Here is a 12,079-nt window from a genome sequence, read left to right as displayed (position 1 = left end):
ACGTTGCCGCCTTCGACCAGGCGGCAACGTGGCGGGCGTGCAAGTACCTTGCACGCGGTACAGCCATCGGCGCCCGCTGGCGCGGGCAGGATTTCGATAGCGCCCCGCCGCAATGGGCGGAAGCGCGGGCGGCTACGCCGTAGCTTGCTGCGGCAGGTTGCACGAAAGCGTGCCGTCCTCGACGCTGGCGGTTCAGATCAACCACGTCACGAAGGACGGGCCACGAACACGCCGCCCGGCCACGCCTATGGAGCTTCCACGCCACGCCTCAAGCACGTTGCCGCCTGTGGCGACAAGGGGCGTTCTCGCTTTGTCGTTGAGGGTTGGCCTTGCCAGCGTCAGGGCGCAGGCCGGTGTAGCCGTCACGCGGGGATGCCGAGTCGGCCATCTCTCCATTCGGGACAGGGCGGCCCCTGCGTCCTTGTCTCGTTGTGAATCCTGGCGGTGGCGCGGCTGCGCCTTGGGCTTCATGGCCGCAACCTTGCAGCGAAAATAATTTCCCCTGTGCTGCGCGCATTCCTCGCGGGACAAATTCTTTTCGCTTCCAGGTTCTCCACTACGTTTCGACCGCAAGCGGTGCGGCCCGCCCATCCCCCGCCGGCCGGATCACAACAAGGACGCAATGGCGCGACCTTGTTCAACCCGAAAGGAGAAACATCATGGCTAACATCGGCACCTTCACCGCAGAGAAAGACGGCTTCACCGGCCAGCTCCGCACCCTGACCCTGAACGTCAAGGTCAAACTTGCTCCCAACGACAAGGGCGACAGCGAGAGCGCCCCCGACTTCCGCGTGCAGGCGGCAGGCCACGACATCGGCGCGGCGTGGAAAAAGACCAGCGAGGCCGGGCGGGATTACCTGTCCGTGACCCTCGACGATCCTTCGTTCCCGGCAACGGTCTATGCCCGCCTGATCGAAGGCGAGAATGGCACGCACGACCTGATCTGGTCGCGCAGCAAGCCCAAGGCGGCCTGACGGCCGCCCACCGCGCCCCGCCCACTGCGGCGGGGCGCCGTGCTGCTGGCGCAGCACGTCACGCACGCGCCTATGGCGCGTCGCGCTCCTTCAAGACGGCCTCAAGCTCCTGGCGCACCTGCGCCAGAAGCTCATCGGCCATGCGCGTGCTATCGCCGGCATACGCCAGCGTCAGCAATGTCAGGGGATGCACTTCCATGACCTCGCACAGCTCGGTCAGCTTGTGCAGGGTCGGGCTTTGCAGGTTGCGTTCCAGCAGGCTCATATAGGTACGGCTGGACACGTCGGAGAACGCTTCCTGGCTCAAGCCGCGCGCCTTCCTGACTGTCCTTATCGCCGTCGCCAATGAGCCTTTCGCCGCCACCTATGGTTTCCCTTAGAAAACCAAGATGACAGCCGATTGCACACTATAACGCTACAAATTATAGTGCGCATTTGGTGTTGTTGATTTCCGTATTCGTGCCTTTACGGAAATCCGCTTCGGCGGCTTTCCACAGAAACGGGGAACCGCATCCGTGCCTTTCCTGACCTACGCAATTCCGCTTCTACGTTTCCGTGCATGTACGGATTCGACGGCTTGCGCCTTCGTGCTTCCGCACGAAAGCACGCATCCGCCTCGACGCTTCCGCGTCTTGGCGGCAAAGCGTCTCCGTGCATCCCCGGTTTCGTGGGAGTGTCGGCCATGACCCAATCGCTCATCACCGCCGAACAGCGTGTGCAACTTCTCGCCGTCGGCGAGGCACGCGCCGCCGGCCAAGGCATCGACCCCGTGCCGGTGGTGCGGTTGTTCACGCCCGACGCACACGCCACCTGGCTGCTGGCCGCACTCGACCCGACCGATGGCGATACGGCCTGGGGACTGATCGACCTGGGCATCGGCCTGCCGGCGCTGGGAACGGTGAAGCTGTCCGATCTGGCATCTATCGTCGGGCCGCGACAGCAGTCGGTGATGCGCGATCGCTATTTCCTGGCGGCACGCCCGCTGTCGGAGTACGTCCGGCTGGCGCAGGAGAACGGCTCGATCACGGACTGACCGGCCACGAAGGCAGGGAAAAGCCGAGCCAAGGCGAGCGCATCGTGACTATTTCGGTCTTGGTCAAGACCGAACGGGTCTTGATCGGCTTCATTGCACAAAATCGGTGCGTGCCAGACCAAAATAGACATGATCTTTGGCGCGGGTTTCGGCACGGTGCCCGATGCTGACGCCAATTTTCCGGCGTTTCAGCCGTCGCATTGAGACGATTTTCGCAATTCTTCGGAGCCAATCGGTCTTGACACCTACCACTCCAGCCTATCCCGACCCGACGACAGTTTGATGGCGATTCGATAGCTCCGTACAGCGAAATCCGTGGCGACGTTCCTGCTAACCGACAGGAGATTGCGTCATGGCTGAACCGAGCGCCGAGCACTGGTATCCCACCGCCGCCTATCTCTACACGCTGCACCTCAACGGCCCCGCGCTGGCGTGGGAATACCTGCGCCGAAACTCCTATTACCGCCGCGACTGGCTGCGCCGTCGTCGCCGGCCGGAGGCCGCCGAACGCTGGGGCCTGCGCCTGCTGGAAAATCCAGACCTGGACGCGCGGGACGCGCATCCGGCCTGGTTCCCCGACCATGACGGCGTGCTCCAGCTCTACCCGGACGCCGACCCACCACCGGAGGCCGACGCCTTCGCGTTCTGGCGCGTCCCTGGCGACAAGCATCTGATCCACGACGGAAAGCGCCTGGTGCTGGTGTCGCGCTGGCCCGGCTGCTGCGTGCGGCTCGCACTCGCGCCGGGACTGGAAGACGGTATGGCTTACCTCTACGCCATCCGCGCCTGCACCACGCCTTGCGCGCGCTACCGTGCGCTGGCGGCCGGGCTGGATGCGCTGTCCGCCGCGACCGGGGCCGCGCCTGCGGCAGCGGCCCGTTCCCGGCCTACGCCTGCCGCGGTGCTGGAACTGCACACCTTGCAGGCGCTCGACGGGACCCTCACGGGCGCGTCCTTGCGTGTGGTGGCCGAAGGGCTGTTCGGCGCGGATGCCGTCGCGGCCGACTGGCACAAGGACAGCGCCTTGCGTGCCCGCGTGCGGCGGCTGGTGCGCCGGGGCGATGCGCTGATGCGCGGCGGCTACCGCCGCCTGGCACAGCTTCCGCCACCGTTGCACGGGGGGACGTTTCGCGTCCCTTGAAGAACGTCCCTTAGCAAGAAGCCTCGCTTTCTCGAAAGTGCCTCTATCCGGCCGCGTGGTGCTGCCGGGCTTGATGGAGGTACATCCCATGCGACCCGCTCCCTTGCGGCCTGCCGCCGCTGCTGTCGCTGCGCCCGCGCAGCCCCAACGCTACCTGACCAACGATGAAGCCGCCCAATACTTGCGCCTTTCGCCGCGCACGCTGGAGAAGCAGCGCGTGATCGGCGGCGGCCCGAAGTTTCGCAAGTTCGGCCGCCGCGTCATGTACGCCGTGAGCGACCTCGATGCCTGGGCTGACCAGCGCAGCTACGAGGCGACTTCCGACCCGGAATATGCCGAACGGCACGCGGGCGACTACCGTGATGGCCGCTGACCGTCGGCGCGTGGGTGGCCTTCGCCATGTCCAGCCCGTCAGGGCGAGCCTTGCAGCAGCGCGAACAGCTCGACCTGTTCCGCGCGCTGCCGGGCGACATGGCACCACGCGACAGCCAGGACTTGATGGCCTTTCCGTTCTTCTCGCTCGCCAAGTCGCGGCGCACCGCGGCGATCGACTTCCGAGCGGGTGGCATTACCATCCGCGTGGAAGGCACGCAGGAGCACGGCATCGCCACGATATGGGATGCCGATATTCTGATTTGGGCCGCCTCGCAGATCGTGGAAGCCCGCGACGCGGGCATCCCGACCTCGCGGCTGATGCAGGTGCGCCCCTACGAGATCCTGCGCTTCATCGGGCGCGGTACGTCGCTGCGCGACTACCAGCGCCTCAAAGCGGCCCTGGATCGCCTGCAATCGACCACGGTGGCCACGTCCATCCGAGAGACAACAGGCCGGCGCCTGCATCGCTTCTCGTGGATCAACGAGTGGAAGGAACTGGCCGACGCCAGCGGCACGCCGCTGGGCATCGAGCTGATCCTGCCGGACTGGTTCTACGCGGGCGTGGTGGACGCGGCCCTGGTGCTGACCATCGACCCGACCTATTTCCGGCTGACTGGCGGCATCGAGCGGTGGCTGTACCGCCTGGTGCGCAAGCACGGCGGGCGACAGGAACACGGCTGGCAATTCGATTTCCAGCACCTGTACCGCAAGTCGGGCAGCGTGGCGCGCTACTACGACTTCGCCGCCGATCTGCGCGCCTTGGTGGCGCGGCAATCGCTGCCCGGCTACGTCCTGGGCATCGAGCGGATGCCGGGCGAGAAAATCGAGCTGCTGACCTTCCGGCCCGTGCTGCATACGGCACGGGGATAAGTGCGGGAAAACCTGTGGATTCACTCGTGCTATCAGGCAACAGGGGACTCGTGCTATCAGGCAACAAATCCTCGTGCTATCAGGCAACAAAATCGGCCGCAAACCCTTGCCAGCATTGGGTTTCGTCGCCATCTAACATTCCTAACTTAAATTCTCTAACTTTTAGTAGAGAAGCGCCGTTTCGGTGGACAACCGCAAAACGGCACGGCGAACAGCCTTTCGCACGGCAGGCAAAGCCCGGCTTTCCAGCAGGGAGGGCCGCGCCATGATCGTCGCTTTGCTCAACCAGAAAGGCGGTGTCGGCAAGACCACGCTCGCCACCCACATCGCGGGCGAGCTGGCGATGCGCAGCCTGCACGTCATCCTGCTGGATGCCGACCCGCAGGGTTCCTCGCTCGACTGGACGCAGCGCAGAAGCCAGCAGGGCTTGCCCCGGCTGTTCAGCGCCGTGGGCCTCGCCCGCGAAACCTTGCATCAGGAAGCGCCCGAACTCGCCAGGCGGGCCGATCACATCGTCATCGACGGCCCGCCGCGCATCGCCGCCCTGGCGCGTTCCGCGCTGCTGGCGGCCGAGCGCGTGCTGATTCCCGTGCAGCCCAGCCCGTATGACCTGTGGGCCAGCGCCGAGATGGTGGCGCTGATCCGCGAGGCACAGGTGTTCCGGCCTGCGCTGCGCGCGGCCTTCGTCATCAATCGGCGCGTCAGTACCACCATCATCGGCAGAGAAGCACGGCAATCGCTGGCCGAACAGCCGCTGCCGGCGCTGCGCAGCGAAGTGCGCCAGCGCATCGTCTTCGCCGACAGCGTGGCCGCTGGCCGGCTCGCCCGCGAGACGGCGCCCGACAGCGCCGCCGCACGCGAGATCGCCGCGCTCACCGATGAACTGCTGCGGTGGCCGACATGAGCGGCCCGCGCAGCAAGCGCGTCGGCATCGGCGCACGTCCACCCGCGAATCCGCACGCCGAGGCGTGGATTCGCCAGGGCGATGCCGATGCACTCAACAAAGGCGACCTCTACACCGCACGCCTGACCCTCGACATCACACCCGCGATGCGTGCTCGCATCAAGGTGTCGGCCTTCACGCGAGGCGTGACCGTGGCCGAGTTGCTGCGCGGCCTGCTGGAACGAGAGTTCCCCGACAACCGCTCGGAGAACCTGCCATGAACGCATCCGCCTTGCCTGCCGCTGACGCGGCGACGGCTGCACCGGCTGCTGCGCCGCCACCTTCGCTCTCGGCACTCTCCGGCCAGGCTGGCAGCGTGCCACTGACTCGCGTATCGCTCGCCTATATCGAACCGCGCTTCAAGCTCTACCTGCGTTTCGGCGAACCGGCGCGCACGCTGCGGCTCGACCGCTGGCGGCGCTGCGCGGTATTCCTGCCGCGTGCAATGTTCTGCCGCGTGCGCTGGGAAGCAAACGACTACGGCACGATCCGCTGGCAACTCACGGTGATGCAAGCCGCCACGCCGCTGGACGACATGCAGCGCATCCCCGGCGTGCGGCCGGGCGCACGCCTGCTGCTGCACGCCGAAGGCGAAAACGCGGTGCGTGCCGTGCTGGAACGCATCGACGGCATTGAGGCGCTGGGCATCGCTGCCATCGACGTGTCGCCCGCGTACTGGCGCACGCTGGGCAACCGTCTGGCGGCCCGCCTGCCGCTGCCCGAATACACCGCCGAGCGGCACGCCGCCTGGTTGGCCGGGAGGGCGCTGCCATGACGACCCAATCCACCACCGCGCGCACGCCCGAAGCCGCGCCGCATCCTCGCTCGCGCCTGCGCGTTCGCATCGTGCTGGCGGGCTTCGCCGCCGTCGGCCTCGCTGCGCTAGCCTGGGCGGCTTTCGTGTCGCCGCTGCCGCGTCTGACCTACAACCCGTCCGACAGCGTGGCGGTCGGCTGGTATCGCATCGAACCGTTCGACCCGCGCACCGCCTCGCTGCCACGTCCGCTGTCCGTGGACAGCATCGTGCTGGTGCCGCTGCCCGACAGGGCCGCCACGCTGGCCGCGCAGCGCGGCTACCTGCCCACCCGTGTTCCGCTGCTCAAACGTGTGGGCGCAGTCGTGCCGCAACACGTCTGCATCGTCGCCGGTCAGGTACGCATCGACGGTGTGCCTGCGGCCACCGCGCTGCGTGCCGACCGGCTGGGCCGGCCGCTGCCATCCTTGCAGCTTTGCCGCCGCCTCGAACCGGGCGAGCTGTTCCTGTTGAGCGTGACGAATCCGGCCTCGTTCGACAGCCGGTATTTCGGGCCGGTCAGCGCATCCGCCGTGATCGGCGTTGCGCATCCGGTTTGGCTGGAGACACGCCCATGATGGCCGCCGATTCTCTGCACCATGCCGTGCATCTCATCGTGCCATCGGGCATGTCGTTCCGGCTGCTGCTGCCGTGTCGTCGCGCGTGCAGCGCGAGCGCATCCGCGCCGCGCCTCGCGCAACATCCGGCGCAGCGGTCCAGCGTGCAGGCGTCTTGCCTCGAACGAGCCTGGCCTGCGGCCATTGGCGCGTTCGCCGGCGGGCTGGCTGCTGGTGCAGCAGCGCCGCCGGGCCGCCAATGCCCGGAGCGCGAGCGAGGGGCAAAGGCGGAAGGCAAGACAAAAGGGTTCGGCACGCGGCCTAACGTAAAGCCAGTCTGCACATGGGGGGAGCGCGGCACGGAGCGGCTTTGCCACCGTGCCGCGTTCGGCGCGAGGCTCGCGCCAATGCAGGCATGTCCGCGTGCTTCGCACGACCGGACACGCCATAGCTTGTGGGGAGCGCAGCCATGACCGACCGCCGCGACGACGATTTCCGCGTGCGTCCCAGCGCCCCGAAGAACCGGGGCAAGGGCCAGGGCCAGAGCTTCGTTTCCAAGGTGCTCAAGCAGGCTGGCAAGGCCAGCGGCGGCAAGTCGGCGGTGCGCCGTCCTGCCACTGGCGGCAGCGGCGCACGCGCCGGCCAGCGTCCCGGCTCGCGCTTGGGGCGCGGCCATACGGCGGCACGCTTCGCAGGCGCGAAGCTAACGCCCATGTCGCGGCGCGTGACCATCAAGACCTTGCTGGCCAATCACCAACGAGCCAGCCCTCAGTCGCTTTCCAAACACCTGCGCTATGTCGAACGCGACGGCGCGGGCCGTGATGGCGAGCCGGGCCGGGCCTATGGGCCACAGGCCGACGAAGCCGACCTCGACGCCTTCAAGGAACGCTGCCAGGACGACCGGCACCATTTCCGCTTCATCGTCTCCCCGGAGGACGGTGCCGAGCTTCATGAGCTGCGCACCTACACCCGGCATCTGGTGAACCGCATGGAAGCCGACCTGGGCACGCGGCTGGATTGGGTGGCGGTGGATCACTGGAACACAGACAACCCGCACATTCACCTGATCGTGCGCGGACGCGACGACACCGGCAAAGACCTCATCATCGCGGGCGACTACATCGCCCACGGCTTTCGGCATCGCGCCGCCGAATTGGCGACCGAATGGCTGGGGCCACGCACCGAACTGGAGATCCAGCAGACCTTGCAGCGCGAGGTGGAGCAAGAGCGGTGGACGAGCCTCGACCACACGTTGCTGCGCGAGGCCGGCGAGGATGGCCGGGTGCAGATCGAACGCTTCAACGAACCCCGGCTGCAACGCCAGCGCTTGCTGCTGATCGGCCGCCTGCAACGCTTGCAGCGCCTGGGCATGGCCGATGAGGTGCAGCCCGGCACCTGGGCCATCCATGCTGACGCGGAGAAGACCTTGCGTGCCCTGGACGAGCGTGGCGACATCATCCGCACCATGCAGCGGGCGATGAGCGGCCAGCTGCGCGAGCTGGCGGTGTTCGAGCCGGGCGACGATGGCCGCACCATCCTCGGCCGCGTGGCTGCGAAGGGGTTGGCTGACGAACTGCGCGACCGCGGCTATCTGGTCATCGACGGCGTGGACGGCAAGGCTCACTACGTCGCGTTGAATGCCCGCGATGAGCTGGAGAACTATCCCACCGGAGCCGTGGTGGAGGTACGTGGTTCCGCCGAAGTGCGGGCGGCCGACAAGAACATCGCCGCGCTGGCGAGCGATGGCCTGTACCGTACCGATCATCACCTTGCCATCGAACAAGGCCGGGCCAAGGCAGGACGCGACCCGCAGGAAGTCGTCGCGACTCACGTTCGCCGGCTGGAAGCCCTGCGCTGGACCGGCATCGTGGAGCGCGTGGCCGATGGCTTATGGAAGGTGCCGGACGACCTGGCCGAGCGTGGCCGCCAGTACGACGCGCAACGGCTGGGCGGCGTGGCCGTGGAATTGAAATCACACCTGCCGATTGAGCGGCAGGCCCGCGTGATCGGAGCCACCTGGCTCGACCAGCAACTGATCGGCGGCGGCCGTGGGCTGGGCGACCTGGGCTTTGGTGCCGAGGCCAAGGAAGCCTTGCAGCGGCGCTCCGACTTCCTCGAAGAACAGGGGCTGGCCCAGCGGCGCGGGCAGCGCATGATTCTCGCCCGGAACCTGCTGGGGACGCTGCGCAATCGGGAGCTGGCGCAAATCGCAAAGGATATTGCCGCCGATACTGGCCTGGAGCATCGGCCCGTCGCCGACGGTCAGCGCGTGGCCGGCATCTACCGGCGCTCCATCATGCTGGCGAGCGGGCGCTACGCGATGCTGGACGACGGCAAGGGATTCAGCTTGGTGCCGTGGCAACCGGTGATTGAACAGCGGCTGGGGTGGCAGCTTGCCACAACGGCGCACAGCCGAGGCGTGTCGTGGGAGATTGGGCGGCAGCGTGGACCTACCATTGGATAGCAGGCTGTTGGAACATGTTCATAAAAGGATATGACTCATGTTCAGCCTCAGAGCATGACCCATGTGCTGTTGTTAACGATACTTATGTGGCCAAATGAAACCTGTATTGGTTGTTCAGCAGTAGCGATAAAAGCTATAAAGCTATACAGTCCCTCTCCCGATGAAATTGTCTAACACATGAATTCTCCTTAGAATCAGCGGCAATGTCCCGTACGATCCGACAACTTCTCCGCCTATTGCGCCTTCCGGCGCTGACGGTGTTGTTGTTTTCGGTACTGGCCAATCCGGTTCTTGCCACGGTAGGGGATATGCACGAAGCCGTGCGTGGCAATACTGCGCATCTGGATCATTCCCTTCAGGCACATGATGCCAGCGATGATGCAGCCATCGACGACGATGGAAAAACGGGCGATCTATTGCATGCCCTGATGCACGGTGTACATGGCTGTGGCCACCAGACGGCGCTTCCTGCGTTGTTCGTGTCTCTCATCTTCTCTCAGATTCCTGCCGTAATACCGCATTCCGAGTCGGTATTTTCGGTTTCTGCTGGTCAGACTTCGCCGATCCGTCCTCCGATCGCAGGTTGATGTCCCGTCCGGTTCCTTGGGAACCGGCGCACGTCCCTGAGTTCATCGGAGAATCCCCATGTGGTTGCGATTGGCGGCATTGGCCGTCTTCGCGGTCGTGCCCGTGCTTCACGCACAGGAACGGTCGCCTGTCCCCCTTTTTACCCTCGACCAAGCGATCCAGCGGGTCGCCTCAACCCACCCCGACCTACGCCTGGTTGATGGTCGCCGCGACGTGCTGCAGGCCAACTTGGATGCGGCCGGCCTGCGTCCACCGCTGACGCTGGGTGCGACGCTGGAGAATGCCGTTGGCAGCGGCACCTACCGTGGCTTCGACCAAGCCGAGTTGACCGTCACTCTGGCCGGTACGCTCGAACGCGGCGGCAAGCTCGATGCCCGCCGTACCCTGGTGCAAGCCAACATCGACAACCTCGCGCCGCAGCGCGAGATTGCGCGTCTGGATCTGCTCGCCGAGACGGCACGACGCTATCTGGCGGTCACTGCCGCAATTCGGCAACGTGAGATTGCCGATACCGACATCGAGCAGCGCAAGCGCAGCGTCGAGGCGGCACGGCGACGACATGAGGCTGGTGCCTCGCCCGAGTCGGTCGTGCTGACCGCACAAGCGGCGCTGGCCGAGGCTGAGTTGAATCGTGAGCGCGCGCAACAACGCGAGCGGGCGGCCCGCCAGACCCTGGCGGCACTTTGGAACCAGCGCGACCCGGACTTTGGCACGGTCGCTGGCGATCCGCTGGCGCTACCGGCGTTGGAGGATTTTGCGCAGTTGAGCGCCTGGCTGGAAAGAACGCCCGAGTTGGCCCAATTGGCAGGCGAGGCGCGCATCCGCGAAGCGCAGGTGCGCTTGGCGCGTAGCGAGACCAAGGCCGACCTGCAATGGCAGATCGGCGCGCGTGCCCTGCGAGGCGATGACAACGACGTGGCGCTGATCGCGGGCCTGAGCGTGCCGCTAGGCGTGTCGCGTCGCGCCCAGCCGGGCATACGCGCCGCAGAGGCGGAACTGGCCCTGAGTTCTGTCGAACGCGAGGCTCTGTCGATCCAACTGTATTCCACGCTGTCCAGCGCCTATGGCGACTACACGACTGCGCGGATGGAAACCGCACGGCTGTCCCGGGACGTGCTGCCACGGTTGGCGAAGGCCGAACAGGCCGCCGACCGCGCTTGGCGCGCCGGGGCGATCAGCTACATGGAGTGGGCGATGTTGCAGGACCAGCGGGTACAGGCGCGCAGCCGCCAGTTGCAAGCCGCTCTCGACGCTCAGACCGCCCTCATCGAAATCCAGCGCCTGACCGGCCAGCCCGTCGTCGCGGCTGCCGGCAATGCCCCCCATTCGGATAACACCCCATGAAAATTATTGCAAAGAACCTCTCGGCCACGGCGCTGGCCTTGACGATTTCCCTGTTGTTGGCCGGTTGCGGCAAGCAAGACGCTGCGCCAGCCACAGAAGACAAGTCAACGCAAGCCGACGAGGAAGCCGAAGGCTCCCACGAAGAAGAAGGTGGTGAGCACGAAGAGGCCGCCGAGTCCACGGTCATCGACAAGGCCGAGGCCGATGCAAACGGCATCGCGGTCGCCCCGGCCGGCCCGGGCACCATCGCACAGGAACTGGAAGTCCAGGGCCTGCTCGCCGCGGTTGACGGTAGCGTGGCCCAGGTCACGGCGCGCTACCCAGGGCGCATCCAGGCGTTACGCGCCAACGTCGGTGACCAGGTGAAAGCCGGACAATCGTTGGCTGCTATCGAGAGCAACCTCAGCCTGAGTACATATTCGGTGGCAGCGCCACTGTCGGGCGTGGTGCTGAGCCGGCAGGCTCAGCTCGGCGGTGGTGCAGCCGAAGGCCAGCCGTTGTTCGAGATCGCCAATCTTTCCAAGGTCTGGGCCGACCTGAACCTGTTCGGCGACCAGATCCGCCAAGTGCCGGCCGGTGCTCCAGTCACACTCACCCGCCTGTACGATGGCAGTGCTGCGCAGACCACCATTGAGCGCGTGTTGCCCGGCACTTTTGCCGCCAGCCAGAGTGCGATCGCTCGCACCACGCTGGACAACGCAGATGGACAGTGGAGGCCTGGCATGGCCGTGACCGCTCGCATCACGACCGCTCGCCGGGATGCGGCACTGGTGCTGCCGCTGGCGGCGTTGCAGACGATGGACGGCCGCGACGCGGTGTTCGTGCGTAGCGGTAATACCTACACCGCGCGTGCAGTGAAGACCGGTGCCCGTGATGCCACCCATGTCGAGATTCTCGAAGGCGTGAAGGCCGGAGAAGAAGTGGTGGTTGCGCAGAGCTATCTGGTCAAGGCGGACATCGAAAAGTCCGGCGCCTCCCACGAGCACTGAGGAGACCA

14 protein-coding genes are annotated in these 12,079 nt (G+C 66.1%); 13 read left to right on the top strand and 1 reads right to left on the bottom strand.

Annotated features, from left to right (window positions below; genetic code table 11):
- Nucleotides 1-659: 659 nt before the first annotated feature.
- Nucleotides 660-974, top strand: a complete 315-nt coding sequence (locus tag LAJ50_RS03610) for a DUF736 domain-containing protein (protein ID WP_138653246.1) — start codon at nt 660-662, stop codon at nt 972-974.
- A 70-nt stretch (nt 975-1,044) separates the two neighbouring features.
- On the opposite strand, the gene LAJ50_RS03605 is transcribed toward LAJ50_RS03610, so the two are convergent.
- Complete coding sequence (locus LAJ50_RS03605; protein ID WP_138653248.1) at nt 1,045-1,338, bottom strand: helix-turn-helix transcriptional regulator; 294 nt, start codon at nt 1,336-1,338, stop codon at nt 1,045-1,047.
- Between the two features lie 318 nt (nt 1,339-1,656).
- Between LAJ50_RS03605 and LAJ50_RS03600 the strand changes: the two genes are divergently transcribed.
- The 12 genes from LAJ50_RS03600 to LAJ50_RS03545 all read left to right on the top strand — a co-directional run bounded on the left by LAJ50_RS03600 (nt 1,657) and on the right by LAJ50_RS03545 (nt 12,071).
- Nucleotides 1,657-2,007, top strand: a complete 351-nt coding sequence (locus tag LAJ50_RS03600) for a DUF2958 domain-containing protein (RefSeq protein WP_205961530.1) — start codon at nt 1,657-1,659, stop codon at nt 2,005-2,007.
- Between the two features lie 352 nt (nt 2,008-2,359).
- Nucleotides 2,360-3,148 carry a DUF2285 domain-containing protein gene (locus LAJ50_RS03595; protein ID WP_138653252.1) on the top strand — a complete coding sequence of 263 codons (789 nt, stop codon included), beginning with the start codon at nt 2,360-2,362 and terminating at the stop codon, nt 3,146-3,148.
- 88 nt (nt 3,149-3,236) lie between these two features.
- Entirely contained in the window at nt 3,237-3,521 is a 285-nt protein-coding gene (locus tag LAJ50_RS03590; protein WP_138653254.1) for a helix-turn-helix domain-containing protein, read from the top strand.
- Nucleotides 3,522-3,547: 26 nt separating this feature from the next.
- A complete protein-coding gene (locus tag LAJ50_RS03585) occupies nt 3,548-4,393 on the top strand; it encodes a replication initiator protein A (protein WP_138653256.1) in 846 nt (281 codons plus the stop codon).
- 265 nt (nt 4,394-4,658) lie between these two features.
- Complete coding sequence (parA, locus tag LAJ50_RS03580; RefSeq protein WP_138653260.1) at nt 4,659-5,297, top strand: ParA family partition ATPase; 639 nt, start codon at nt 4,659-4,661, stop codon at nt 5,295-5,297.
- A complete protein-coding gene (locus LAJ50_RS03575; protein ID WP_138653262.1) occupies nt 5,294-5,557 on the top strand; it encodes a chromosome partitioning protein ParB in 264 nt (87 codons plus the stop codon). Before parA ends, LAJ50_RS03575 begins: the two co-directional genes overlap by 4 nt.
- Entirely contained in the window at nt 5,554-6,111 is a 558-nt protein-coding gene (locus LAJ50_RS03570) for a DUF2840 domain-containing protein (protein WP_138653264.1), read from the top strand. The genes LAJ50_RS03575 and LAJ50_RS03570 overlap by 4 nt, the downstream gene beginning before the upstream one ends.
- The gene (locus LAJ50_RS03565; protein ID WP_138653266.1) at nt 6,108-6,707 is read left to right on the top strand and encodes a S26 family signal peptidase; all 600 of its coding nucleotides are present in this window, start codon (nt 6,108-6,110) and stop codon (nt 6,705-6,707) included. The genes LAJ50_RS03570 and LAJ50_RS03565 overlap by 4 nt, the downstream gene beginning before the upstream one ends.
- Before the next feature lie 448 nt (nt 6,708-7,155).
- Nucleotides 7,156-9,150, top strand: a complete 1,995-nt coding sequence (locus LAJ50_RS03560) for a relaxase/mobilization nuclease and DUF3363 domain-containing protein (protein ID WP_138653270.1) — start codon at nt 7,156-7,158, stop codon at nt 9,148-9,150.
- Nucleotides 9,151-9,353: 203 nt separating this feature from the next.
- Entirely contained in the window at nt 9,354-9,737 is a 384-nt protein-coding gene (locus LAJ50_RS03555) for a hypothetical protein (protein WP_138653272.1), read from the top strand.
- Nucleotides 9,738-9,795: 58 nt separating this feature from the next.
- Nucleotides 9,796-11,082 carry a TolC family protein gene (locus LAJ50_RS03550; protein ID WP_138653274.1) on the top strand — a complete coding sequence of 429 codons (1,287 nt, stop codon included), beginning with the start codon at nt 9,796-9,798 and terminating at the stop codon, nt 11,080-11,082.
- The gene (locus tag LAJ50_RS03545; RefSeq protein ID WP_138653276.1) at nt 11,079-12,071 is read left to right on the top strand and encodes an efflux RND transporter periplasmic adaptor subunit; all 993 of its coding nucleotides are present in this window, start codon (nt 11,079-11,081) and stop codon (nt 12,069-12,071) included. Before LAJ50_RS03550 ends, LAJ50_RS03545 begins: the two co-directional genes overlap by 4 nt.
- Nucleotides 12,072-12,079: the final 8 nt, after the last annotated feature.

Origin of the sequence: Pseudoxanthomonas sp. X-1 (assembly GCF_020042665.1) — a bacterium.
Taxonomy (GTDB): domain Bacteria; phylum Pseudomonadota; class Gammaproteobacteria; order Xanthomonadales; family Xanthomonadaceae; genus Pseudoxanthomonas_A; species Pseudoxanthomonas_A spadix_A.
Note: the sequence above shows the minus strand (reverse complement) of the source record. Positions and strands in the feature narration are given on the sequence as shown.

Excerpts from the sequence above, each read along its gene's own strand:
- LAJ50_RS03610 (WP_138653246.1), top strand. The coding sequence starts at position 660 with ATGGCTAACATCGGCACCTTCACCGCAGAGAAAGACGGCTTCACCGGC.
- LAJ50_RS03600 (WP_205961530.1), top strand. The coding sequence starts at position 1,657 with ATGACCCAATCGCTCATCACCGCCGAACAGCGTGTGCAACTTCTCGCC.
- LAJ50_RS03595 (WP_138653252.1), top strand. The coding sequence starts at position 2,360 with ATGGCTGAACCGAGCGCCGAGCACTGGTATCCCACCGCCGCCTATCTC.
- LAJ50_RS03590 (WP_138653254.1), top strand. The coding sequence starts at position 3,237 with ATGCGACCCGCTCCCTTGCGGCCTGCCGCCGCTGCTGTCGCTGCGCCC.
- LAJ50_RS03585 (WP_138653256.1), top strand. The coding sequence starts at position 3,548 with ATGTCCAGCCCGTCAGGGCGAGCCTTGCAGCAGCGCGAACAGCTCGAC.
- parA (WP_138653260.1), top strand. The coding sequence starts at position 4,659 with ATGATCGTCGCTTTGCTCAACCAGAAAGGCGGTGTCGGCAAGACCACG.
- LAJ50_RS03575 (WP_138653262.1), top strand. The coding sequence starts at position 5,294 with ATGAGCGGCCCGCGCAGCAAGCGCGTCGGCATCGGCGCACGTCCACCC.
- LAJ50_RS03570 (WP_138653264.1), top strand. The coding sequence starts at position 5,554 with ATGAACGCATCCGCCTTGCCTGCCGCTGACGCGGCGACGGCTGCACCG.
- LAJ50_RS03565 (WP_138653266.1), top strand. The coding sequence starts at position 6,108 with ATGACGACCCAATCCACCACCGCGCGCACGCCCGAAGCCGCGCCGCAT.
- LAJ50_RS03560 (WP_138653270.1), top strand. The coding sequence starts at position 7,156 with ATGACCGACCGCCGCGACGACGATTTCCGCGTGCGTCCCAGCGCCCCG.
- LAJ50_RS03555 (WP_138653272.1), top strand. The coding sequence starts at position 9,354 with ATGTCCCGTACGATCCGACAACTTCTCCGCCTATTGCGCCTTCCGGCG.
- LAJ50_RS03550 (WP_138653274.1), top strand. The coding sequence starts at position 9,796 with ATGTGGTTGCGATTGGCGGCATTGGCCGTCTTCGCGGTCGTGCCCGTG.
- LAJ50_RS03545 (WP_138653276.1), top strand. The coding sequence starts at position 11,079 with ATGAAAATTATTGCAAAGAACCTCTCGGCCACGGCGCTGGCCTTGACG.